Annotated in this window: 21 protein-coding genes; 2 read left to right on the forward strand and 19 right to left on the reverse strand. The window is 67.3% G+C overall.

Features of this window, described 5'->3' with window-relative positions:
* Positions 1-144 precede the first annotated feature (144 nt).
* From RF641_RS17000 to RF641_RS17075, 16 genes are all read right to left on the reverse strand, one after another.
* The gene (locus tag RF641_RS17000; RefSeq protein WP_047119110.1) at positions 145-873 is read right to left on the reverse strand and encodes a polyprenol monophosphomannose synthase; all 729 of its coding nucleotides are present in this window, start codon (positions 871-873) and stop codon (positions 145-147) included.
* A 395-nt stretch (positions 874-1,268) separates the two neighbouring features.
* Positions 1,269-2,876 (reverse strand): amidohydrolase, encoded by a 1,608-nt coding sequence (locus RF641_RS17005; RefSeq protein WP_113606243.1) that lies wholly within the window; start codon positions 2,874-2,876, stop codon positions 1,269-1,271.
* Positions 2,877-2,945: 69 nt separating this feature from the next.
* On the reverse strand, positions 2,946-5,732 hold the full coding sequence (locus RF641_RS17010; protein WP_424573694.1) for a DEAD/DEAH box helicase: 2,787 nt from the start codon (positions 5,730-5,732) through the stop codon (positions 2,946-2,948).
* Positions 5,733-5,807: 75 nt separating this feature from the next.
* Complete coding sequence (gene tatC / locus RF641_RS17015) at positions 5,808-6,608, reverse strand: twin-arginine translocase subunit TatC (protein ID WP_047119107.1); 801 nt, start codon at positions 6,606-6,608, stop codon at positions 5,808-5,810.
* Between the two features lie 75 nt (positions 6,609-6,683).
* Entirely contained in the window at positions 6,684-6,899 is a 216-nt protein-coding gene (gene tatA / locus RF641_RS17020; protein WP_047119106.1) for a Sec-independent protein translocase subunit TatA, read from the reverse strand.
* 32 nt (positions 6,900-6,931) lie between these two features.
* Positions 6,932-7,291 (reverse strand): hypothetical protein, encoded by a 360-nt coding sequence (locus RF641_RS17025; RefSeq protein ID WP_047119105.1) that lies wholly within the window; start codon positions 7,289-7,291, stop codon positions 6,932-6,934.
* Positions 7,292-9,295, reverse strand: a complete 2,004-nt coding sequence (locus RF641_RS17030; protein WP_047119104.1) for a helix-turn-helix transcriptional regulator — start codon at positions 9,293-9,295, stop codon at positions 7,292-7,294.
* Positions 9,296-9,394: 99 nt separating this feature from the next.
* A complete protein-coding gene (locus RF641_RS17035; RefSeq protein ID WP_053799402.1) occupies positions 9,395-9,790 on the reverse strand; it encodes an FKBP-type peptidyl-prolyl cis-trans isomerase in 396 nt (131 codons plus the stop codon).
* Between the two features lie 37 nt (positions 9,791-9,827).
* Complete coding sequence (locus tag RF641_RS17040) at positions 9,828-10,760, reverse strand: FKBP-type peptidyl-prolyl cis-trans isomerase (RefSeq protein WP_424573695.1); 933 nt, start codon at positions 10,758-10,760, stop codon at positions 9,828-9,830.
* A 118-nt stretch (positions 10,761-10,878) separates the two neighbouring features.
* Entirely contained in the window at positions 10,879-12,252 is a 1,374-nt protein-coding gene (pafA, locus tag RF641_RS17045) for a Pup--protein ligase (protein ID WP_053798068.1), read from the reverse strand.
* A 69-nt stretch (positions 12,253-12,321) separates the two neighbouring features.
* Positions 12,322-12,504 carry a ubiquitin-like protein Pup gene (locus RF641_RS17050; RefSeq protein ID WP_047119102.1) on the reverse strand — a complete coding sequence of 61 codons (183 nt, stop codon included), beginning with the start codon at positions 12,502-12,504 and terminating at the stop codon, positions 12,322-12,324.
* Between the two features lie 71 nt (positions 12,505-12,575).
* Positions 12,576-14,189: a depupylase/deamidase Dop gene (gene dop, locus RF641_RS17055; protein WP_424573696.1), complete on the reverse strand. Its 1,614-nt coding sequence runs from the start codon at positions 14,187-14,189 to the stop codon at positions 12,576-12,578.
* Positions 14,186-15,820 (reverse strand): proteasome ATPase, encoded by a 1,635-nt coding sequence (gene arc, locus RF641_RS17060; protein ID WP_120989559.1) that lies wholly within the window; start codon positions 15,818-15,820, stop codon positions 14,186-14,188. The genes dop and arc overlap by 4 nt, the downstream gene beginning before the upstream one ends.
* Before the next feature lie 181 nt (positions 15,821-16,001).
* The gene (locus RF641_RS17065; RefSeq protein ID WP_424573697.1) at positions 16,002-17,099 is read right to left on the reverse strand and encodes a tRNA (adenine-N1)-methyltransferase; all 1,098 of its coding nucleotides are present in this window, start codon (positions 17,097-17,099) and stop codon (positions 16,002-16,004) included.
* A gap of 27 nt (positions 17,100-17,126) precedes the next feature.
* On the reverse strand, positions 17,127-18,254 hold the full coding sequence (locus RF641_RS17070) for a site-2 protease family protein (protein ID WP_120989440.1): 1,128 nt from the start codon (positions 18,252-18,254) through the stop codon (positions 17,127-17,129).
* Positions 18,251-18,964, reverse strand: a complete 714-nt coding sequence (locus RF641_RS17075) for an HAD family hydrolase (RefSeq protein WP_047119098.1) — start codon at positions 18,962-18,964, stop codon at positions 18,251-18,253. Before RF641_RS17075 ends, RF641_RS17070 begins: the two co-directional genes overlap by 4 nt.
* A gap of 95 nt (positions 18,965-19,059) precedes the next feature.
* On the opposite strand from RF641_RS17075, the gene RF641_RS17080 reads away from it, so the two are divergent.
* Positions 19,060-19,968, forward strand: coding sequence for a proteasome assembly chaperone family protein (locus tag RF641_RS17080; RefSeq protein WP_424573698.1), 909 nt, complete (start codon positions 19,060-19,062; stop codon positions 19,966-19,968).
* 36 nt (positions 19,969-20,004) lie between these two features.
* Here the strand turns inward: RF641_RS17080 and mshC are convergent, their stop codons facing one another.
* From mshC to RF641_RS17095, 3 genes are all read right to left on the reverse strand, one after another.
* On the reverse strand, positions 20,005-21,270 hold the full coding sequence (mshC, locus tag RF641_RS17085) for a cysteine--1-D-myo-inosityl 2-amino-2-deoxy-alpha-D-glucopyranoside ligase (RefSeq protein WP_053798062.1): 1,266 nt from the start codon (positions 21,268-21,270) through the stop codon (positions 20,005-20,007).
* Between the two features lie 127 nt (positions 21,271-21,397).
* Positions 21,398-22,222 carry an undecaprenyl-diphosphate phosphatase gene (locus RF641_RS17090; RefSeq protein WP_113606235.1) on the reverse strand — a complete coding sequence of 275 codons (825 nt, stop codon included), beginning with the start codon at positions 22,220-22,222 and terminating at the stop codon, positions 21,398-21,400.
* Positions 22,223-22,301: 79 nt separating this feature from the next.
* Positions 22,302-22,511, reverse strand: coding sequence for a hypothetical protein (locus RF641_RS17095; RefSeq protein WP_047119094.1), 210 nt, complete (start codon positions 22,509-22,511; stop codon positions 22,302-22,304).
* A 44-nt stretch (positions 22,512-22,555) separates the two neighbouring features.
* On the opposite strand from RF641_RS17095, the gene RF641_RS17100 reads away from it, so the two are divergent.
* The gene (locus RF641_RS17100; protein WP_053798061.1) at positions 22,556-22,795 is read left to right on the forward strand and encodes a DUF5703 family protein; all 240 of its coding nucleotides are present in this window, start codon (positions 22,556-22,558) and stop codon (positions 22,793-22,795) included.
* Positions 22,796-22,828 lie beyond the last annotated feature (33 nt).

The following is a 22,828-nucleotide window of genomic DNA, read 5'->3' on the forward strand; positions in this document are numbered from 1 at the left end:
TTTATATAATTGAGTGGGTTCCCCTTCCGATTCGGAAGGGGAACCGGCCCGCAGTCTTTTAATGCCCGGCATGGCCGGGCGCAACAATGCGGCGGCCGCGAAGCCTGGGCTTCGCGGCCGCCGCGAGTGGTTTGGGAGGGGATGCTACTTGCGGGAAGTCAGCTTCTTCCAGCGGGCGCCAAGACCCCAGCGGGTCACATTCCACATCGCTTCGAAAACGATGTTGCCGCTCATCTTCGACGCGCCCAGTTCGCGCTCCACGAAGGTCACCGGGACCTCGACGATGCGCTTGCGCATCATGGCCACGCGGAAGGTCATGTCCACCTGGAATCCGTAGCCGCGCGACTCGACCGCGTCGAAGTCGATTTCCTCCAGGGTCTGGCGCTTGAAGGCACGGTAGCCGGCGGTGATGTCGCGCAGCGGCAGGCCGAGCATGGTGCGCGAGTAGAAGGAGCCGCCGCGGGAAATGATCTTGCGCAGCAGCGGCCAGTTCACGACCTCGCCGCCCTTGACCCAGCGCGATCCGATGACCAGGTCCGCTCCGGCGGCGCTGGCTTCCAGCAGGCGCGGAAGCTGCTCGGGCATGTGCGAGCCGTCGGCGTCCATCTCAACCAGCACGTCGTAGTCGCGGGCCAGAGCCCACTCGAAGCCTGCGATGTAGGCGGCGCCCAGGCCGTCCTTGCCGGTGCGGTGCAGCACATGGATGTTGCTGTCCTCGGCGGCCATCTTGTCGGCCAGTTCGCCGGTGCCGTCGGGCGAGTTGTCGTCGACGATCAGTACGTCCGAGTCAGGAACAGCACTCCGGAGCCTTCCGACCGTCAGCGGGAGGGATTCCAGTTCGTTGTAGGTCGGAATGATCGTAATGACGCGCACTCGGCGGCACCTTTCTTGGTAAACGGCTGCAATGAGCCCTCAGGGGGCACGGGGCATGCCCGGAATACTGCGGTATGAGGGCTGATCCAAATTCAAAGTATACTCACCCGGCACGGCGGGCATCGCCCCAGACACAGGAAAACGCAACGATCCCCAGTGACTTCGGCCCTATTTCACAGGTTGGAAAACTTGGGAAATGTTATCTAAGGTCACCGGGGATCGCTATTCAAATTGCGTCATTTCGAACACAATGCTGGGTGCATCACGAAGAGGCGCTTAGTACAGCCTAATGGGTGACCCACCCAGGCTGTCAACCGACTGGTGACCAGAATCTTCGTCTAATATCTTCAAGTCAGACAAAATATTGCGAATTTTCCGCAGACCCGCCGCAACGGCTACAGCGAGGCTCCCGCCGCGGCTTCCAGCTGGTCGAACAGGATCCGCCCGGCGCGCACGGTACGCAGGCAGGCGGGGATCTGCTCATCGACGACCGGGAGCATCGGGGTGCCGGCGCGGGCGTCGGTGCTCCAGGAGCTGATGCGCACGTCCGGGGTCTGCACTGCCAGCTCCGAGGCGCTCCACACGGCGAAGGTCGCCGGGGCGCCGATGACCAGCTGGCCGGCCAGCGGGTTGTTCTCCCCCATGGCGCGGTAGGTGGAGCGGGTCTGGGCCAGGAAGGCGGCGCGGGCGGAGATGCGGGACTCGGCGTCCGCCATGTTCATCGCGGCGCGCACGATCTTCCAGCCGTCCACCTCGGTGACCGGGGCGTCAGAGCCCAGCACCAGCGGCACGCCGGAAGAGAACATCGCGGAGAGGTTGTTCATGCCCTGCGCGCGCTGACCCAGACGAGCCTGGTACATGCCGCCCTCGCCGGCCCATGCGGCGTCGAAGGCAGGCTGCATGGAGACCATGATCGAGTACTGCAGCAGGCGCTGGCGGGCGGCATCGTCCACCATCTCGGCGTGCTCGATGCGGTGGCGGCACATCTGCAGCTTGGCGGTGCCGATCTGCTCGGCGGCCAGGTCGAAGGCGTCCAGCAGGGTGTCCAGCGCGCCGTCGCCGATCACGTGGAATGCGGCCTGGATGCCGCGCTGGCTGCAGGCGACCAGGTGGGCGGCAATCTGCTCGCGCTCCAGGTAGAGGGTGCCGCGGGTGCCCGGCGCATCGGAGTAGTCTTCGCGCAGGTAGGCGGTGTGGCTGCCCAGCGAGCCGTCGACCCGCAGGTCGCCGCCCAGGCCCAGCACGCGGCCGGCCGGGAAGCTGCGCATCAGCTCGTCGGCGCGCTCGGCGTCGGAGACCAGTTCGCCCCAGAACGCGTAGACAGCAGGAAGTTCGCCGTTGTCCAGCGCCAGCAGCTCATCCAGCGCGGCGCGGCCTTCCAGGTGCGGGGCCGCCATTTCCACCACGGTGCCGAAGCCGCGCGAGGCGTAGTGCTCCAGGGCCAGGCGCTGGTAGTCGGCGTCGGCGGCGGTGCCGACCAGGGCCTCGCGCACCGCGTCGTGCTCGGCGCCGCGCACCACACCCGAGGCGATGTCGCCCAGGTCCAGTTCGTCGAGCAGCTTCCGGTTGACCAGGGCGCTGTGCACGTCGCGGCGCACCAGGTAATAGCCGCGCCCGTCGGCGGCGGCAGTCAGCTCCGCCTCGCCCGGCAGCTCCGGCTGGGCCCACGAGGAGTTGTCCCAGCCCTGGGCCAGCACCAGCGAGGCCGAGGCGCGGGCGCGTTCGGAAACCAGCGCCAGCAGCGCGGCGGCGCTGTCGGCGGTGCCAAGGTCGGCTCCGGCCAGGGTGCGGCCCAGCGCGGCAAGGTGGGTGTGCGACTCCACGAAGGCGGGGGTGATCAGCGCGCCGTACAGGTCGATGACCTCGTCCACGGTCTCCGCGTGGCGGTCCGCGGCCTCTTCACCGCCGATCCAGGCCACGGTGTCGCCGTCCACGACCATCGAGGTCGCGAACGGGTCAGCGGCCGAGTACACCGAACCATTGCGGTACAGGGTTTTTGCCATGAGCTAACTTCCTTTTCATTGCAAGCCGCCGGGGCGGGCCCGGCGCGAAAAATCTGCGGGTGCGGCGCGCTAGTCCAGCACGTTCGAATAGGCGACGACGCCGCGCTTGATGCTGTCCGCTGCCTGGTAGGCGCCGCGCACCAGCTGAGGAGGCAGGTCGGTGTTCTTGGCGAACTGGTCAAGGGTGTCGATGACCTGCTTGGCCCAGCGCACGAAGTCGCCCGGGGCCAGGTCGGTGCCGCGCAGCGCGCTGTTCAGGCTGGAGCCGCGAGCCCACTTGTACATCGGCCAGATCAGCCCGGACTCCGGCGGGGCGGTGGGCTCCAGACCCAGCGCCTCCTCGGCGTCCGAGAGCGGGCCCCAGATGTTGATGGTCTGGGTGAAGATGTCGGCGATCTTCTCGGTGGGCATCTTCGGGTCCGGCCTGTCGTAGTCGCGCCGGCCCTGGTAGACCAGGAAGGCGACCACGGCGCACAGCTCCTCGGCTTTCAGCCCGGTCAGCTTGCCGGTTTCCAGCACCTGGCTGGTGAGCAGGTCGCGTTCGCCGTAGATGCGGCGCAGGCGCCGGCCGGCGTCGGTGATGCTGAAGTCCTCCCCGCCGGAGCTCGGGACCAGGTAGCCGAACTGTTCCAGGACCTTGCAGACCTTGTCGAACTGGGTGGCAATCGTATTGGTGCGGCCGCGGATGTTGCGCCGGGCCTTGTCGGTGTCCTTCTTCAGCTTCCAGTAGCGGTCGGCCCAGCGCATGTGGTCCTCGCGCTCGGAGCAGGCGTGGCACGGGTGGTCGCGCAGTTCCAGGCGCAGCTTCTCGATCTCGCGCTCGAAGGAATCCGAGCCGTCGAAGTCGAAGCTCTGCGCGTCCTGGCGCGGCGGGCGGTGATCGTAGATCGCGTTGCGCAGCGAGGAGGCCAGGTCGCGGCGCTCCTTGGGGCTCTTGCCGGTGAATCCCTTGGGGATGCGGATGCGCGAGACGATCTGCAGCGGCCCGTTCAGGTCTTCGGAGGAGAGCCGGCGCAGCTGGCCTTCCTCGGTCAGCACGGTGTGTCTCGGGTTGTACATCGCCTCATCCAGCGCGACGATCACCGCGCGGCCGAAGCGGCGCCCACCGGGCAGGTCCACCACGTCGCCGCGGATCACGGCCTGCAAGGAGCGCTCGGCGGCCGAGCGCCGCTCGTGCCGCCGCGACTTCGCGGCGGTCTTCTCCAGCGCCGTCAGCTCGCGCTGCAGCTTCAGGTATTCGGTGAAGTCACCCAGGTGGCATTCCATGGACTTGGCATAGCCGGCCAGGGACTCTTCCTTGGAGCGCACCTGCCGGGCCATGCCCACCACCGAGCGGTCCGCCTGGTACTGGGCGAAGGAGCTTTCCAGGATCTGGCGGGTCTGCTCGCGGCCGAACTGCGCCAACAGGTTCGTGGACATGTTGTAGGTCGGGCGGAACGAGGAGTTCAGCGGGTAGGTGCGCCGCGAGGCCAGTCCGGCCAGCGCCTCGGGTTCCATGTCGGGGTTCCACAGCACGATGGAATGGCCCTCCACGTCGATGCCGCGCCGTCCGGCGCGCCCGGTGAGCTGGGTGTACTCCCCCGAGGAAATCTGCACGTGGGATTCGCCGTTGAACTTGACCAGCTTTTCCAACACCACCGAGCGGGCCGGCATGTTCACGCCCAGGGCCAGGGTTTCGGTGGCGAACACTACCTTGACCAGGTTGCGGGCGAACAGGTCCTCGACAATTTCCTTGAAGATCGGCAGCAGGCCGGCGTGGTGGGAGGCGAAGCCGCGCACCAGCCCGTCGCGCCAGCTCCAGAATTCGAGCACGTCCAGGTCCTCGTTGGGGATCCGGTAGGCCACCTCGTCAAGCGCCTGCGCGATTTCGGCGGCTTCCTCGTTGGTGGTCAGGCGCAGATCCGCCATGGCGCACTGCTGCACCGCCATGTCGCAGCCCTTGCGGGAGAAGATGAAGAAGATGGCCGGCAGCAGCCCGGCGCGGTCAAGCCTGGCGATGACCGAGGAGCGCGAGACGCGCTGGCTGAGCCCAGGCGCGCGCTGCGGCCCGCGGGCCGGTCCCCGGCCGCGTCCGCGCTGCACACGCCCGCCGGGGCTGTGGCTGCGCACGAGCTTGCGCAGTTCGGGGTTGACGCTGGCCTTGATGTCGCCCTCGGCGACCTTGTCGAACGCGACGTCCTCGGCGAACAGGTCCACCAGGTTCGGGCCGACCATGACGTGCTGGAACAGCGGCACCGGACGCACCTCGGAGACGATGATGTCGGTGTCCCCGCGCACGGTGTCCAGCCAGCCGCCGAATTCCTCGGCATTGGAGACGGTGGCGGACAGCGAGATGATCTGCACGTTGGAGGGAAGGTGGATGATCACTTCTTCCCAGACCGCGCCGCGGAACTTGTCCGCCAGGTAGTGGACCTCGTCCATGATGACGTAGCCCAGCCCGTCCAGGGTCTGCGAGTCCGCGTAGAGCATGTTGCGCAGCACCTCGGTGGTCATCACCACGATCTGCGCCTCGGAGTTGATGGAGGTGTCGCCGGTGAGCAGGCCCACCTTCTCCGGGCCGTAGACCTTGACCAGCTCGGTGAACTTCTGGTTGCTCAGCGCCTTGATGGGCGTGGTGTAGAAGGCCTTGCGGTTCTCGGCCATGGCCTGGAAGATCGCGAACTCCCCCACCACCGTTTTGCCGGCTCCGGTCGGAGCTGCCACCAGGACGCCGTGTCCCTCGGCGACCTTGCGGCAGGCCTCGGCCTGGAACGGATCCAGGTCGAAGGAGAGGGTTGCCCGGAAGTCCGGCAGGCTGGTGCCGAATTCGACCTGGCGCGCCTTGGAATTCGCGTAGCGTTCCGCGGGGGAAGTCACAGGTGCCGTTCACTTTCTGGAAACGGTGTCACCCGCTTCCGAAAACACGAGGTGGTGGTGTGCGCCGCAGCGGAGCTACAGCTGGGAGTTCGGTTCCTCGATGGTGCTTGGTGCGTCGATGTCCGATACCGCGCCGGAGGCAAGGCGTTCGTTCTCCGCGTCCTGGATCTTTTGCTTCTTGGCGCGCTTCTTGTCATTGATGTAGCAGAACAAGGTGGCTGCGGCGAAGGTGACGAACAATGGCCCGGCCAGCGCGAACATCGTGATCGCGTCGCCGCCCGGGGCCGCCATCGCGGCGACCAGGGCTATCAGGAATACCGTGATGCGCCAGTTCTTCAGGATCACCTTGGAAGACAGCACGCCGACCATGTTCAGGCCCACCATGAGCACCGGCACCAGCATGGCCAGGCCGAAGGCCAGCAGCAGCCGGAAGACGAATGGCAGGTAGCTGTCGACGGTGACCAGGATCTCGGAGTTTACCGGGGTCAGGCCGATGAAGAAGTGCAGCGCGAACGGCAGGATGAAGTACGCCATGGACACGCCGAAGAGGAACAGCGGAACCGCGACGGCCGCGAAGGCCATCGACATGCGGCGTTCTTTCTTCTTCAGCCCCGGGACGATGAACGCCCAGATCTGGTAGATCCAGACCGGCGAGGAGATCACCAGGCCGACGAACAGCGCGACCTTGATCATGATGTCGAACGGCGACATGACTGCCGTGAAGTTGACCGCGCCACCCGCGGCATTCACCGGGGCGATGATCAACGCCAGCAGCTGGTCATAGAGGAAGAAGCCGGCGATGGTGCCGAGCGCCAGGGCGATCAGCGACTTGAACAACCGGTTGCGTGCCTCGACGAGATGCTCTTTGAGAGACATCCGCCCTTCGTCGTTTTTGACCCGCTTCTTCTTCGTCCGCGGGGGTTTCTTAGCGTTAGTTCCCACTGAAAAGGTCTACGAGTTGTTCTTTTCGTTGGGATTCGAGTCATTGACGGTTCCGTCAATGGTCTCCGATTTAGGGTCGTCGTCCTTCATCTGGCGGACTTCCGACTTGAAAATGCGCAGCGACTGGCCCATTGAACGCGCCAGTCCTGGAAGCTTCGGCGCGCCGAAAAGCAGCAGCGCCAAAACGATAATGATGACCAAGTGCCATCCCTGCAAGCCACCCATGTGGATTCCCTTCTCTCAAGTTCAAGTCTACGTTAGAACAGGCCCAAGTCCCGCATGTTCTGTGCCTGGCCTCGCTTGGCGCGACGCGCCACGCGGCGCACCCGTCGCGCTTCGATGCGTTCTGCCTTGCCCTTGCGCAAAAGCTTTTTGATTTTCTTCGGGTCAGCGTGGGTTGCCGCGGTACCGTGCGGGTAGCGGCGGCCCACCGCGGCATACTCCACGACGGTGCCGGGCTTGGCGAATTCGGCGCCGAGCTGCTCGGAGGCCTCCCCCAGCGTGTCGAACACCTTCACGCCCTGGCGGAACAGCCGGAAGCCGGCCAGCACCGCGCAGAGCAGGGTCGCCAGGACGAGTACCGTCCACAGCAAGGTCCAGAACCACCAAGGGAGCATTTATTTATCCTCATACATCCGGATAGCTTCGTCCAACCACTCGCGCACGCGTTCGCGCGTAGCGTCGGGAGAGATCACTGCAATCTTACCGCCGTGGCGGGCCACCAGCGGCGCAGGCACCAGATCGTAGGAGATCCGCACCTTGGCCAGGTAGCCGTTGCCGATTTTCGAGCTCGACCATTCCGAAGGTTGGAAGGACTCCACTGCCGGCAGCTCCTCGTCGTCCACGTAGAGAACCGCCTGCAGGTCCTCGGCCGAGCCGCGGTAGCGCATGTCCAGTTCCTCGTCGTCACGGTGGCGCGGCCCGCGCTCGAAGACCTCTCCGGTGGCCTCGGCATCCAGGATGCGGTCCACGCGGAAGGTCAGCAGGTCTTCGCGGGTGCGGCACCAGGCGCGCAGGTACTGGGTCGCGCCGTCCTCCACCAGCCGCACCGGCTCCACCTCGCGGCGCTGGTGCGCCTGCGAGTGGGCGGAGTAGTAGTCGATGGAGAGCACCTGGGAGCCGAGCACCGCATCCACCAGCTGGGCGGGGATGTCGTGCTCGCGCACCTGGGACAGGGCGAAGCCCAGCGAGCCGTTCCAGCCGTCGAAGCGGGCCACCGCAGCGTTGATCTTCTCCAGCGCCGAGGCCAGCACCTCGCGGTGCTCGAACTTGGGGATGCTGGCCAGCGCGTTCAGCCCGCCGAGCACGGCGACGGCTTCCAGCGGGGCGAGCTTCTGCGGCTCGGCCAGCAGCGCGGCGTTGGAGATGGTGACGGTGTCAGCCTCCAGGTCCCCGTCGTTGACGTTGATCAGCTCGTCGTGCTGGCCTCCCGGTACGCCGCACATCATGATCATCGCCAGTTCCTCGCGGACCTTGTCCACCGGCATCTGGTAGCGATCGGCGAGCTCCTTGATCTCGACCACCCCGTGGGAGACCACGTACTGGATCATGTCGATGTTGCGCAGCACCTGGGTGGCGGTGGTTCCGCGCCCGGCGGCGCGCTGCGCCCTGAAGGAGGCATTGTGCATGCGCGGGTCCCCGGCCAGCTGCACCTGGGCGTCGCGGGCGGCGCGCAGCGTGGCGGCGACCTGCTCGGCCAGCGGCGCGGGCTCGAGCACCTTCACCGCGGGGCCGTAGGCGGCCAGCTCGGAGGCGAAGGACTCGGGGTCGGCATAGGCGATGTGCAGCGGGTTCTGGCTGGAGGCGCCGTTCAGGGCTCGCACGCGCAGCGGGGTGGCGGCGTCGTCGCGGATTTCCACAGTGGCCAGGTGCCCGGGATTGCGCAGGTCGAAGTCCAGCAGCACCTGGGACATGCTGAAGTCCGCCGGACGCGGCCGGTAGCCGGCGCTGCTGGTGCCGCCGCGCCGAATGGTGGTCTTGAAGTTGCCTACCACGCGCGAGAGGCGGAAGACGCGCTGGGCGTCGCGGGTGTGGTCGAAGCCGGTGAAGTACCAGTTGCCGAAGCGCTGGCCGATCCCCCACATGTCCACCTCGCGCACCGATTCGACGTTGCCGGCGGTGACGTAGTTGAACTTGACGGTTTTGCGGTTGAACACTGCCAGGGCGCATTCGCGGAAGTTCGGCTCGTCCAGCGAGAGCCGGGGCAGCAGCGAGCCTGCGAACGGGGCGACCGGCGCGGGGGCGCTGGAACCGGTGATCCGCGCGGCGGCCTTCAGGCCCAGGGCCTGCAGCTTGGAGTCCTTCCACAGGCTCGCGGCCAGGGAGATCATCGCCGATTCGGCCGGGGTGAAGCTGACCTCGGGAAGGAACCAGTCGCTGGTGTCGATGCTGTAGCGCATCTCGCCGTCGACGTCGTCGGCGATCAGGCGCAGGCCGAAGTCGTTGCGGATCTCTTCGCGCAGCCGTTCCACTGATTTTTCGCGGGCGGAGTCGCTTCCCTCGGGGGTGAGGTATTCCCCGATCATCGCGGTGGTGAATTTCCGCGGAGTGGTGGCCAACGCGTAGATGAGGCTGGTCAGGCGCTCGGCCTTGCTCGGTCCTGAAGATTGCTTTGTGCTCACGAGATAACCCTAGCGATTTTTGGCGTTGACCGCAGACTTTTAAGACGGCTGTGGCCCCGAAGATGTCGGGGCCACAGTTTTTTGCGTCAAGCGGTCTGGCTACTTGGTGCCCATCAGGTCAACCACGAAGATCAGCGCTTCGTTCGGGGCGATGGCGCCCGGGGCGCCGCGTTCGCCGTAGGCCAGGTGCGAAGGGATTTCCAGGCGACGGCGGCCGCCGACCTTCATGCCCAGCAGGCCCTGGTCCCAGCCCTGGATGACCATGCCGACGCCGACCGGGAAGTCGAGGGTCGAGCCGCGGCCCCAGGAGGAGTCGAATTCCTCGCCGGTGGACCAGGCGACGCCCACGTAGTGGGCCTGGACGGTGGTGCCGGGGGTGACCTCGGCGCCGGTGCCCTCGATCAGGTCGGTGATGACCAGCTCGGTGGGTGCATCGGTGCCCGGGAAGTCGATTTCCGGCTTGGTGCGGTCGTAGTTGCGTTCTCCGAACGACATGTTCACGGCCTTTCTATATTCGTTGTCCGGCTGGCTGTTAGCCGGCCGCGGCGGATACCTCGGTCAATTCTACGTAGAACACCAGGGTTCCGGTGGGCGATCCGCCGGTAGAGGAATCACCGTAGGCCAGATCGGCGGGGATGGTCAGCATGACCTTAGAGCCCGCCTTCAGGCCGGTCAGGCCCTGGGTCCAGCCCTTGATGACCTGGTTCAGGCCGAACTGGGTGGCGTCGGCGTCGAAGTTGCCGTCGAACTTCTTGCCGTCGGCGTAGGTGACGCCCAGGTACTTGGCCTTGACCGTGGAGGTCTCGGTGGCTGCTTCGCCCTTGGTGCCCTGCTCCAGCACGTCCACGACCAGGCCCTTGGGCGCCTCGACATCCTTCGGGATGTTAATGGTGGGCTGCTTGTCCTTGAAGCTGACGGTCGGCAGCTTGCCTTCCTTCTTCAGCTTCGCGGTCTCCTCCTCGGAGAGCTTGGAGCTGGCCGGGGTGGTGCCCTCGATGGTCATCACGATGATGCGCTCGGCGCGGCTGCCCGGCTCCGGGGTCTTCTGCGCGCCATTGGCGTCGACGCTCTCGATCGCCGAGTAGGCGACCCAGTCGCCGACGTGGCCGTCGATCAGCACGTTGTAGAGCGAGGGCATGGTCTGCTTGAACTGGTCGTCCAGCACCATCGGGGCGGCCTGGCCAGTGAAGTTCTCGTTGGTCAGCTTGCCGTCGATGGTCTTGTAGAGCCCGGACTTCACCTGGATGGTGTCACCCGGGTTGATCTCGGCGCCCTCGCCCTTGACCACGTTGACCGCCTCGTCCTTCTCGGTCAGGAAGGGGGCGTCGATGCTGACCTCTGGAGCGGTGCTGGCGTCCTTGGCCGGGGTGACCTTGATGTCGGTCAGTTCGCTGCTGCTCGAGGAGCCGCAGGCGGCCAGGGCGAGGATTGAAGCGGTGGCGGCTGCTGCCAAAACTTTGCGCACGAATCTACTTTCGTTCTTCCGGTATTTCAAAAATTGCGTGGCGAACCTGCGTGTCAGCGGAACGCGCTCGCTTGCAAGCCTAGTTCGGCTTGCTGTGAAAAGTCTTTCCACCAGCTCCCTAGACGGGCTGGCTCATGATCTGGATCAGCTCGTCGACCTGCGGGTTGCTGGTCGCGAACGGGTCCTTGGCCAGCACGATGCCGCCGGCGCCTTCCTCGTATTTCATGTGCACCCAGTCGGCGCTGTAGCGCCGGCCGGTGGCGCGGGCCGCGCGGATGAACTTGGCGCGCAGCGCTGCGCGGGTGGTGGACGGCGGATTCACCACGGCGTCGCGGATCTGCTCGTCTGACACCACGGAGGTGGCCAGCCCGCGCTTGGCCAGCAGGTGGAACAGCCCGCGGGCGGGGTCGATGTCGTGGTAGGTCAGGTTCAGCTGGGCCAGCCGGTGCGAGGAGAGCTCCAGCGAGTTCTTCTGCGCGTACCCGAGCAGCAGCTTGCGCTTGATGGCCCAGTCGATGTCGCTGTCGATGGCGGAGAAGTCCTGTGACTCGATGGCGGTAAGCACCCGCTCCCAGAGTTCCAGGATTTGCTCGACGCGGTCGTGGTGGGCGCCGTGGCGCTCCACGAATTCCTTGACAGCTTCGAAGAGCACCCACTGGATCTGCAGCGCCGTCGGCTCGTCCCCGCCCATCAGGCGCACCACGGTCTGCCCGGTGAAGTCGTGCGAGACCTGGCGGATGGAGCGGATCGGGTTCTCCAGGCGCAGATCGTGGTAGATCTCCCCGGATTCGATCAGCCGCAGCACCAGGTCGGTGGCGCCGATCTTCAACAGCTGGGTGGTTTCGCTCATCGTGGAGTCGCCCACGATCACGTGCAGCCGGCGGTGGTATTCGGCGTCCGCGTGCGGCTCGTCGCGGGTGTTGATGATCGGGCGCGAACGGGTGGTCGCCGAGGAGACGCCCTCCCACATGTGGTCCGCGCGCTGCGAGAAGACGTACCTGGTCTCGTCGTCCACCTGCACCAGGTTGCCCGCGCCGCACAGCAGCTGGCGGGTGACCAGGAACGGGATGAGCATGTCGGCCAGGCGCCTGAATTCGATCTTGCGCGGGATCAGGTAGTTCTCGTGGCAGCCGTAGGAGTTCCCGGCGGAGTCCACGTTGTTCTTGAACATGAAGATCTTGCCCTCATGCCCCTCTTCGGCCAGGTGGTCCTCGGCCTGGTCCACCAGGTCGAGCATCAGCGCCTCGCCGGCGCGGTCGTGGGCGATCAGCTGCAGCAGCTGGTCGCATTCGGCCGTGGCGTACTCCGGGTGGGATCCCACGTCCAGATAGAGCCGGGAGCCGTTCTCCAGGAAGACGTTCGAGCTGCGGCCCCAGGCCACGATCGGGCGGAACAGGTGCCTGGCGGCGTCCTCCGGGGTCAGCCGGCGTCCGTCGGACGGCACGTAGTTGAGCCCGAATTCGGTTTCCAGCCCGAAGATTCTGCGATCCACTCGAAAGTACTTCCCTTCAGCTGCGGCGCCTGGTCCGGCGCCTATGGATGGTGGCGGCAGCCCGGAAGGCTACTGGCCGCCCTTCTGCACGAAGCCGCGGACGAATTCCTCGGCGTTGGATTCCAGGACCGAGTCGATCTCGTCGAGCAGGTCGTCGACGCCGGCGGACTGGCCGGTGGTGTTGACCTGGATCTGCTCGGCATGCTCCTGGGTCTCGCTCTGCCGGCGGGACGAAAAGCTTTCCTGGGTCATGGCCCTCTCCTTCTGCTTGAAACTACGCTGCCGCGAATTACGCACCGGCAGTGATTCTTATTCTGCTCGCTCTAGGCGCGCGGCGCCAACTTGTTGATGAACTCGTCGATCTCCAGATTCGCCTCGAACAGCCGGCCCACGTCCTTGCGCGAGCCGCCCAGCGGCTCGGAAAGGAACACCCGGTTCACCCGGCGCGCCCCGGGCACCGCGAAGGTCAGCGCGTCCCAGTTGGCCGCGACCACATAGGGGGCGTAGCGCTGCAGGGTCATGCCGCGCAGGTAGGCCCGGGTGTCCTCCGGCGGGGCGGCGACCGCCTGGTTGATCTGCTCCTGGCTGAACAAGCTCTGCATGGCCCCGCGCGCGGCGAGCCGGTAGTACAGGCCCTTGTCCTGGCGCAGGTCCGCCCACTGCAGGTCCATCAGCCCGATCCGCGGGTCATCCAGGCCCAAACCGTGGCGCTGCGCGAAGGAGGTGACCAGCTTGTACTTGGCGATCCAGTCGACCTGGTCCGCGGCCAGCAGCGGATCGCGCTCCAGCAGATCCAGGACGGCCTCCCAGCGCTGCAGGATCTCGGCGGTGTCGGCGTCCTCGATCCCCCGGGAGGCGCAGTACCCCTGGGCCGCCAGCAGGTATTCGCGCTGGATCTGAATGGCGCTCAGGCGCCGCCCGCCGCGCAGCCGCACCGCGGTTGCCAGGCTCGGGTCGTGGCTGATCTGCTGCAGCGCCGCCACCGGGTCCTCAAGCTCCAGCGCGGGCGCGAGGCCCGCCTCGATGAGGCTGAGCACCAGGTTGGTGGTGCCCACGCGCAGCAGCGTGGAGATCTGCCCCAGGTTCGCGTCGCCGATGATCACGTGCAGCCGGCGGTACTTGTCCCAGACCGCGTGCGGCTCGTCGCGGGTGTTGATGATCGGGCGGTTGATGGTGGTTTCCAGCCCCACCTCCGCCTCGAAGAAGTCCGCGCGCTGCGAGATCTGGAATTCGGCGCGCTCGCCCAGCATGCCCCGGCCCACGCGCCCGGCGCCGCAGAAAATCTGCCGGGTGGCGAAAAACGGGGTGAGCCCGGAAACCAGTGCGGAGAACTCCACCGCGCGGGGCACCAGGTAGTTCTCGTGCGCGCCGTAGGAGACCGACTTGTTGTCGGTGTTGTTCTTGTAGAGCAGCAGCTGCCCGCCGCCCAAGCGCTGCGCGGAGTCCGCGGCGCGGCGCATCACCTCGTCGCCGGCCTGGTCCCAGAGCACCGCGGCGCGCGGCGAGGTGGATTCGGGGCTGGAGTACTCCGGGTGCGCATGGTCCACGTACAGGCGCGCGCCGTTGCCCAGCACCATGTTCATCACCACGTCGGTGGTGTCCTTCTCCTGGTACAGGGTGGAGCCGATGCGCGCGTCATTGCCCGACAGCGCGATGGACTCCGCGGTCCAGATGCCCTCCTGCTGATCCGGCTCCACGTCGGTGAGCTGGCTGGGGTGGGCGTCGGCGCGGTCCACGGTGAAGCCGCGGGCGTCCTGCAGCGGGGATTCGTCGGCGTAGTCCCAGCGCGCGCCCTGCACCCGCGCATCCCCCTGGGCCACCAGCTGGGCGTAGGAGTCGACGATCTGCGCGGAAAGCACCGTGGCGTTGGCCTTGGGCATGCCGGGGCGGATGATGCCGTATTCGGTCTCCAGCCCGACCAGCCGGCGGGCGCTCACTTGGCGCCCCGCTGGTTCACCAGCGAGCGGATGTTGCTGATCCGCTCCCCCTTGCGCCCGGAGATCCGGGCCCAGTCGTCGGGGTTGGTGGTGTTGGGCATGTCCTCGTGCTCGGCGAACTCCTCGCGCACCGCGCGCAGCAGGTACTCCATCTTCAGCCCGCGCTCGCCGCCGGTGATCAGCGCCTTGATGGCGTGCTTCTTCGCCCGGTCCACCACGTTGTGGATGACGGCGCCGGAGGCGAAGTCCTTGAAGTAGAGGATCTCCGAGGCGCCGGTCACGTAGGTGACCTCCAGGAACTCGTTGATCGGAGCGGTGGAATACATGGCCTCGACGGTGCCGCGGATCATGCGCTCGATGGTGGCCTGCGCGTCGGCGTCGGCGGCCAGCTCCTCGGGGTGGATGGGCAGGTCGGTGGTCAGGTACTTGCCGAAGATCTCCGCCGCGCCCTCGGCGTCCGGGCGGCGGATCTTGATCTTCACATCCAGCCGCCCGGGGCGCAGGATGGCCGGGTCGATCATGTCCTCGCGGTTCGAGGCGCCGATCACGATCACGTTGTCCAGCCGCTCCACGCCGTCGATCTCCGCCAGCAGCTGCGGCACGATGGTGGTTTCCACGTCCGAGGAGACGCCGGTGCCGCGGGTGCGGAACAGCGATTCCATCTCGTCGAAGAACACCACGACCGGGTCGCCGTGCAGCGCCTTCTCGCGGGCGCGGGCGAAGATCAGCCGGATGTGGCGTTCGGTTTCGCCCACGTACTTGTCCAGCAGCTCCGGGCCCTTGATGTTCAGGAAGTAGCTGCGCGTGGCGCCTTCGCCGTTGCGCTCGGCGGCGCGCTGGGCCAGCGAGTGCGCCACGGCCTTGGCGATCAGGGTCTTGCCGCAGCCCGGAGGGCCGTAGAGCAGGATGCCCTTGGGGGCGCTCAGCCCGTGCTCGCGGTAGAGCTCCGGGTGGGAGAATGGAAGTTCGACCGAATCCTGGATCGCCTCGATCTGCGAGTTCAGCCCGCCGATGTCCGAGTAGGCGATATCGGGGACTTCCTCCAGCACCAGGGACTGCATGTCGGTCAGCTGCACGCGGCTCATGGCCAGCCCGGTGCGCGGGTCGAGGGTGAGCTGGTCGCCCACACGCAGGTGCTGCTCGCGCAGCGGCTGGGCCAGGGTGATCACCCGCTGGTCGTCGGCCCGGGCCATGACCACCGCCTGGTGGTCCTCCAGCAGCTCCTTGATGGTGACCAGCTCGCCGGTCTGCTCGTAGCCCAGCCCGGCGATGACCACCAGCGCCTCGTTGAGCAGCACCTGCTGGCCCACGTGCAGCTTCTCGAAGTCGAGCAGCGGGGAGATAGTCACCCGCATCTTGCGCCCGGAGTACATGACGTCCACGGCCTGGATCGCGGTGGATTCGATGCCCAGCCCCGGTTCGGGGTGGCGGCGCGGGTGCTTGGCGGTGATGGTGCCGTAGCTGAACGGGGCGTCGCCGTCGCGTTCCAGGGCTGCCTTGAGGTTGATGATCTGCTCGCGCGTGGTTTCCAGCAGCGCGACCAGGCGCTGGTTGTTGCCGCCGATCCCGGCCAGCTGCTTGTCCAGCGCGCGGTTCTTGTCCCGCAGCACGTTGACCTGGCGTTCGGTCATCTGCAGGCGCTGCGCCAGTTGCTGCGCCTCAAGGCTTTCGCTCACGTTACTTCTCCCTACACTCGTTCGCGCCGCGTGCGGCTAACTCCATCGTACGGACAACGGCCCCGGGTTCAGCGCACCCGGGGCCGTTGATTCACCATCTGAGACGCAACGTCTCAGATGACGGACCGCTCACCGGCTAGTCCTGCTCCGCGGCGGCCGCCGCGGCGTCCTCGGCGTGGGCGGCGCGCACCCGCACCGCCTGGTTCGCATCGCGCGCCGCGCGGCGCAACTTCTTGTCCGACAGGCCGCGCTCGCCCAGGGCCTGCGCGGTCCACTCCTCCTCGGAGTGGTCGCGGGTCCAGGCGCTCAGGTCCTCGGCCGAGTAGGAGTGCTCCTTGATGCGCTTGGCCTTCGGGATGCCGTCCGCGGCGTCGGCCAGCCGGCGGGTGGTGATCAGGAACGCGGTGTGCGCGACCATGCGGTGGTCCGGGCGCACGGCCAGGCCGTCCACGTGCCAGCCGCGCAGCAGGGTCTCGAAGCACTCGGGCTCGGTGAACTGGCCGGATTCGCGGATGGCCTCCACCACACGCGACATCTGGGTCACCGAGGAGACGTAGTTGGTCCACACCCCGCCCGGGGCCAGCACGGTGGCCACCGCATCCAGGCACTCCCAGGGGCTGAGCATGTCAAGCACCACGCGGTCGATGCTGCCCGGCTCCTCCAGCTGAACCACGCGGTCCTGGAAGTCGCCGATGGAGATCTGCCAGGCCGGGTGCTCCCCGCCGAAGACGGTGGAGACATTGCCGCGGGCGATGTCCGCGAATTCCTCGCGGCGCTCGAAGGAGTGCAGGTAGCCGCCGTCCCCCACCGCGCGCAGCAGCGAGATGGACAGCGCGCCGGAGCCCACGCCGGCCTCCACCACGCGGGCTCCGGGGTAGATGTCGCCGAACTGCACGATCTGCGCGGCGTCCTTCGGGTAGACCACGGTGGCCCCGCGCGGCATGGAGAGCACGAAGTCCTTGGCCAGCGGGCGCAGCGCCTGGTAGCGGAAGCCGTCCACGTTCTCGATGACCGAGCCCTCGGGCAGCCCGATGATGTCCTCGTGCGGCAGCACGCCCTTGTGGGTGTGGAACTCCCCGCCGGGCTGCAGGGTGATGGTGTTGATGCGGCGCTTTTCATCGGTCAGCTGCACGCGATCGCCCACGCGGAAAGGGCCGCGGCGGGCGTGCGCGCCGTGCGGGGCGGCGGCTGGCTGGGGCTGCTCGGAAATCTGGCTCACGGTGTTGTCCTTCATGGGTTGGTGCTTGGAAGTTTAATGGGGTTATTTCCTGCGGCCGGTGACCGCGTTGACGATGTCGGTCTGGTGCAGCAGCCCGACCACGACGCCGCGGCTGGAGATCACCGCGTATTCGGCGGTGGGCACGCTGGCCAGGTAGTCGATCAGTTCGCGGCCGTCGGAGTCCTCGGCCACCACGGCGCCTTCGCCCAGCGCCCGGGAGACCGCCAGCGCGGGCGCCTGCGCGGCGTGCGCCGGATCGACCCGGGCCAGCGCCGCCTCGTCGACCACACCCACGGGCATGCCGCGCGGGTCGACCAGGATGACCTGGCCGCCGCGCTGGGCCCGGCGCAGGTGCACGTCGGCCACGGACGCGGCCGAGGCCATGGCGCTGGCCGGCTGCATCAGATCGGAGGCGATCACGGTGGGCAGGTTCAGCATCAGCTTCGAATGCCCGATCAGCGCGGTGGTCGCCTGCCACATGAACACGGCCACCATCAGGCCCACCACTGCGGTGATGATCTGCACCTGCTGGCCGCGCAGAAACGGCCAGGCCACGAAGAAGAAGACCACCGCGACGGCGATCGCCCGGCCCGCCCAGGCCGAGGCGATGGTGCCCTTGTACTGGGAGCCGGTGGCCTTCCAGACGATCGACTCGACCAGCCGGCCGCCGTCCAGCGGCAGCCCGGGCAGCGCGTTGAAGGCGCCCAGCAGCAGGTTCGCGTACACGCCGAAGTCGAGCAGCAGCTGCAGGTAGATGTTCAGCTCGACCAGCTGGCCGATCCCCCACCCCAGGCCAGCCAGCGCGAAGTTGGACAGCGGCCCGGCCAGCGCCACCCAGAGCGAGGCCCCGGGGCTGGCCTTGAAGGAGCCGAACTGGGTGTGCCCGCCCATCAGGGTGAGCACGATGTGCGCGTCGGGCCACTTGAAGGCGCGCGCCACCATGGCGTGGGCGACCTCGTGCACCAGCACCGCCAGCGCGATAGCCACCGCGCAGGCGAAACCCAGCAGGTAGGCGCCGGCCGCCGGGATCAGCGCGGTCTGCGAGAGCTGCACGCCCATGGAGACGGTGATCACCGCGGTGATGATGAACCAAGAGGAGGACAGGTAGACCGGCACGCCGCCGATCTTGCCGAGCTTGAGGCCCGGCGCCTTGCGGGTTTCTTCGCTCATGCGTTCACCTGGGCCAGCCAGGAGGCCATGGTCTGCAGATCCAGGCCCGCCAGCGAGTCGATCCGGCGCCACGGCCCGTGCCCGGGGTCGGTGGCGTTGGGGATGAGCACCGCGTGCAGGCCGGCGGCGCTGGCGGCGGTGATGCCGGGGGCCGAGTCCTCGAAGCCGATGCAGCGGGCAGGATCCAGCGGCGCGCCGGCCAGCTCGGAGAGCAGCTGCAGCCCGCGCAGGTAGGGTTCGGGGTGCGGTTTGCCCTGGGCGACTTCCTCGCCGGTCACGCTCGCCTGGAAGATGCCCTCGGGCAGCAGCGGCAGCAGGTCCGCGACGATGCTGCGCTCCGACATGGTCACCAGCGCCTGCGGCACCCCGGCGGCGTGCAGCGCGGTGAGCAGTTCGCGGGCCCCGGGGCGCCACGGCAGCTGCTCGCGGATGCCGGCGGCCACGCGGGCGCTGAGGGTGTCGATGATCTCGCGCACCGGCAGGTCTACCCCGGCGGCCTGCAGCACCCGGGCGGCGTCCGGCAGCGCGCTGCCGACCAGGGCGTGGGCCTGCTCCCCGCCCCAGGTGCCGCCGTGGGCGGCCACCAGTTCCCCTTCGGCGGCGATCCAGTACGGTTCGGTGTCGATCAGGGTGCCGTCCATGTCCCACAGCACGGCGTGCGGGCCTTCAGGCGGCAGATTTGTGTCAAAGGCAAAACTGGTGCTTGGCATGAGTCCATTCTAGATGGAAGAGTGGGGCTAAGCCGTTTCGGCACCCCCGCCGGGAAAGCCCGAAACCTCACAGGAAACCCGCAAAGGAGTCCCGGTTGACCGATCAATACCACGTACCGACGCTCAACGGTTTCATCGCGGGTGGCGATCACGAGCGCCGCCCGGCTGTGCTGGTCGCCGCCTTCGAAGGCTGGAACGACGCAGGCTCGGCCGCCAGCGATGCGGTGCGCAGCATCCTTGACACCAGCGCCGCGGAGCATGTGGCAACCATCGGCCTGGACGACTACTACGACTACCAGTTCACCCGGCCCACCTCGAAGCTGACCGAGCGCGGCCGCGAGGTGCAGTGGCCGCAGACGGACATCTACCGCATCGCGCAGCCGGGGGCCGACGCGGACCTGGTGGTGGTGCTCGGGGTGGAGCCGACCTTCCGCTGGCAGGGATTCTGCGCCCGGATCCTGGAGCACGCCGCCGCGCAGAACGTGCGCGCGGCGCTGACCCTGGGCGCGCTGCTGGCCGACGTGCCGCACACCCGCCCGGTGCCGACCTCCATGGCCAGCGACGATCCCGGGCTGCAGGAGCATTTCAACATCACCGCCTCCAGCTACGCCGGGCCCACCGGCATCCCCTCGGTGCTGGGCATCGAGCTGCAGCGCAGCGGGATCCCGACGATGTCGCTGTGGGCGCAGCTGTCCCACTACGTGGCGCAGGCGCCCAGCCCGCGGGTGCAGCTGGCGCTGGTGGAGCTGCTCGAAGAGCTGCTGCCGGTGTCGATCCCGGCCCAGCAGCTGCGCGAGGACGCCGTGGCCTGGAAGCTCGGGGTGGACGAGCTTGCCGCTTCGGACCCGGAGGTCTCCAAGTACGTGCAGCAGCTGGAGGCGGCCACCGACGCCAGCGAGCTGCCCGAGGCCAGCGGGGAGACCATCGCCCGCGAGTTCGAACGCTACCTGCGCCGCCGCGGCCGCTACCGCACCGACGGCTCGGGGCCCGACTTCGAGATCTAGGATCCCGGAGCCGGGCCCCGTGGCGGTGCGCTTTGGCTACTTGAGCTTCAGGCCCAGCAGCGCGTCCAGCCCGTCCACCAGCAGCGCTTCGCCTTCGCCGTCGCCTTCCGGCGCAGTGGCGGCCCACTGGTCGATGGCCTGAAGCGCGGCCGGCGCGTTCAGGTCCTCGGCCATGCGCGCGCGGATGCGGGTCAGCAGGGCGGTGGCTTCGGCCAACCCGGTGCCGGCCAGACGCTCACGCCAGGCGGAGATGCGCTCCGTGGCCTGCGCCAGCAGCTCGTCGGTCCAGAACCAGTCCGAGCGGTAGTGCTGGGAGAGCAGCACGGCGCGGATGGCCACCGGCTCCACGCCTGCGGCGCGCAGCTTGGAGACCAGCACCAGGTTGCCCAGCGACTTGCTCATCTTCTCGCCATCCAGGCCCACCATGCCGGTGTGCAGGTAGGCCTGGGCCAGCGCCTTGCCGTCGACGGCTGCGGCGTGCCCTGCGGAGAATTCGTGGTGCGGGAAGATCAAGTCCGAGCCGCCGCCCTGCACCGTGAACGGCGCGGGCAGCGTGCGGCGGGCGATCACGGAGCATTCGATATGCCAGCCCGGCCGGCCTGCGCCCAGCCTACCGCCCTCCCACGACGGCTCGCCTTCGCGGGCGGCGCGCCACAGCAGCGGATCCAGCGCGTCGCGCTTGCCGGCGCGGTCTGGATCGCCGCCGCGTTCGGCGAAGAAGCCCAGCATGGTTTCGCGGTCGTAGCCCGAGACGGTGCCCAGCTTCCAGGCGTCGTTCTGCGCGGCGATGGAGTCGAAGTACACGTCTCCCTCGACGCCGTCGGCCCCGGCCGGCACGGTGTAGGCCAGTCCGGCGTCCAGCAGCTGCTCGACCACCGGCACCAGCCAGTCGATGGATTCCACGGCGCCCACGTAGTGGTGCGGCGGGATCACGTTCAGCGCTTCCATGTCCCTGCGGAACAGCTCGATCTGCGAGGCCGCCAGCTCGCGCCAGTCCACCCCGGTGGCCTCGGCGCGCTCGAGCAGCGGGTCGTCCACGTCGGTGATGTTCTGCGTGTAGGTCACGGTCCGGCCGTTATCCAGCCAGGTGCGGTGCAGCAGGTCGAAGGTGACATAGGTTGCCGCATGCCCCATGTGGGTGGCGTCGTAGGGGGTGATGCCGCAGACATACAGGCTGGCCGGCTCGTTGGCCTTGGCCGCCTCGGCGGTGGCCCGGAGGGTACCGGATGAGGTGTCGAAGACCTCCAGGATCGGGGCGGAGCCCACGATGTGCGGTACTTCCGGGGATTTCCACGCGTGCACTGTTGTACGTCCTTTCGCAGATGCGACGATTGAGTTCTTTAAGTCCAAGTCAAGCAGAGTTGGGTTTATTCCCGTTAACTGCGAAGTGTCCGTGAATCGCTTCACGGACACCTGCGGCTGGCGGATTCTAGGCGTTGATCAGGCCCATTCCCAGCACGACGTACAAGCCCAGGCCCAGCAGGATGCGGTACCAGACGAAGACGCGGTAGGAGTGGTGCGAGACGAACTTCAGGAACCAGCCCACGATCAGGAAGCCGACCACGAAGGCCACCAAGGTGGCCAGGCCGGTCTGCGCCAGGGTGTAGACGCCGGGCTCGTCGAAGGACTTGGCCAGCTTGTACAGGCCCGAGGCGAACACCGCGGGGATGGCCAGCAGGAACGAATAGCGCGCCGCGGCCTCGCGGGTGTAGCCCATCAGCAGGCCGGCGGTGATGGTGCCGCCCGAGCGGGAGACGCCGGGGATCAGGGCCAGCGCCTGCGCTAAGCCGAACAGGATGCCGTGCTTCGGGGTCAGCGTGTCAAGGGTTCGCGTCTGGCGGCCGTAGTGATCGGCGATGGCCAGGATCAGGCCGAAGACCACCAGCGTGGTCGCAACGATCCACAGCGAACGGAAGTTGGTGTCGATGTAGTCTTCCAGCAGCAGGCCGAGCACCGCGATCGGGATCGAGCCGACGATGATCAGCCAGCCCATCTTCGCGTCGGGATCCGAGTGCGGGACCTTGCCGACCAGCGCCTTGCCCCAGGCGCCGATGATGCGCACGATGTCCCGCCAGAAGAAGACCACCACGGCGGTCTCCGTGCCCAGCTGGGTGATCGCGGTAAAGGCGGCGCCAGGATCCTGGGCGTTGGGAAGGATTTCGCCGACGATGCGCAGGTGGGCTGAGGACGAGATCGGGAGGAACTCTGTCAGGCCCTGGATGAGTCCAAGGAAAGCTGCTTCAAACCAATTCACCCCTCGACATTACTTCACCTGCCCGGCGCGCAGCGCACTGGAAACACCTGAGCGGGAAAAATTCATACCGTGGTCGTGCTCACTGGTCATCCGAAGGTATCGTGAACGGCAGAAGTTCGGAATACTGTTCGTATAGCGCATCTTCGTAGTCTTCGAAAGCATCGGCGAGCGACCCGAAAGCCGTATCAATGGCGGCATCGGCCGATCCCCTGCTTTGGGAAACCACAGCCAGGTGTTGCTCCAAATGCGCGATGAGCGCCTGCAGTGCGTAGCTCGGATCAGTACTCATGGCATCACGCTACAACGCAATCATTTATTCCGATAGGGGGTTCGATGCTTCAGGAAGTCATTAAGGCGCCGCTGCACCAGGAAAACGATTCTCGCTACGAATACATGGTGATCACCGCTTTTCCCGGCGAGTCCAAGCACGTCGCGCGCGCTGCGCTGCGCGAGCATGCTGACAACGGCAAGTGGGAACTGATGCGCACCTGCCGCTACGAGGGCGGTGCCTACAAGTACTGGCTGCGCCGCCGGGTCATGCGGGTCCAGAGCACCCTGCCCCCGCTCCCCTAGCCGCATCAGCGCCGTTTTGCCGACTGCCGCGCG

The organism is Arthrobacter sp. 'calajunan' (assembly GCF_046940185.1).
GTDB lineage: Bacteria > Actinomycetota > Actinomycetes > Actinomycetales > Micrococcaceae > Glutamicibacter > Glutamicibacter soli.

Coding starts and splice junctions, on each gene's coding strand:
- RF641_RS17005 (WP_113606243.1), bottom strand. CDS start 2,876: ATGGCAAAAACCCTGTACCGCAATGGTTCGGTGTACTCGGCCGCTGAC.
- tatC (WP_047119107.1), bottom strand. CDS start 6,608: ATGTCTCTCAAAGAGCATCTCGTCGAGGCACGCAACCGGTTGTTCAAG.
- tatA (WP_047119106.1), bottom strand. CDS start 6,899: ATGGGTGGCTTGCAGGGATGGCACTTGGTCATCATTATCGTTTTGGCG.
- RF641_RS17025 (WP_047119105.1), bottom strand. CDS start 7,291: ATGCTCCCTTGGTGGTTCTGGACCTTGCTGTGGACGGTACTCGTCCTG.
- RF641_RS17035 (WP_053799402.1), bottom strand. CDS start 9,790: ATGTCGTTCGGAGAACGCAACTACGACCGCACCAAGCCGGAAATCGAC.
- RF641_RS17050 (WP_047119102.1), bottom strand. CDS start 12,504: ATGACCCAGGAAAGCTTTTCGTCCCGCCGGCAGAGCGAGACCCAGGAG.
- arc (WP_120989559.1), bottom strand. CDS start 15,820: ATGACCGAACGCCAGGTCAACGTGCTGCGGGACAAGAACCGCGCGCTG.
- RF641_RS17065 (WP_424573697.1), bottom strand. CDS start 17,099: ATGAAGGACAACACCGTGAGCCAGATTTCCGAGCAGCCCCAGCCAGCC.
- RF641_RS17070 (WP_120989440.1), bottom strand. CDS start 18,254: ATGAGCGAAGAAACCCGCAAGGCGCCGGGCCTCAAGCTCGGCAAGATC.
- RF641_RS17075 (WP_047119098.1), bottom strand. CDS start 18,964: ATGCCAAGCACCAGTTTTGCCTTTGACACAAATCTGCCGCCTGAAGGC.
- RF641_RS17095 (WP_047119094.1), bottom strand. CDS start 22,511: ATGAGTACTGATCCGAGCTACGCACTGCAGGCGCTCATCGCGCATTTG.
- RF641_RS17100 (WP_053798061.1), top strand. CDS start 22,556: ATGCTTCAGGAAGTCATTAAGGCGCCGCTGCACCAGGAAAACGATTCT.